A 259-nucleotide genomic window follows, 5' to 3' on the forward strand; every position below is an offset into this window, starting at 1 on the left:
CGATTTTCTCGCGGTTTTTCTCACTGCTTCGCCCGAACAACATTCTCTGCAGTTTAGCGACCAGCCCCCGGAGCGCATCGATCTCACGGCCGTATCCGGTTATCTCACCGGACAGGCGCTGTATAAGCGCCCGCTGTGCAACCAGCAGGGCCTTAAGCTGTTCGATATCGTCAGGGAGTAAGTTATCCATTTCCCCATGTTATTAACGGGTTATATCCGAAGTCCAGGACGTTCTGTTCTTTGCGGATGTTTCCAGTTA

At 52.1% G+C, this 259-nt stretch carries 1 pseudogene; it reads right to left on the reverse strand.

The features are described from left to right. A pseudogene (locus AAIR21_RS28150) lies at positions 1–190 on the reverse strand (IS66 family transposase); the annotation flags it as partial. Positions 191–259: the final 69 nt, after the last annotated feature.

The organism is Enterobacter sp. PTB, assembly GCF_051130085.1.
GTDB lineage: Bacteria > Pseudomonadota > Gammaproteobacteria > Enterobacterales > Enterobacteriaceae > Enterobacter > Enterobacter ludwigii.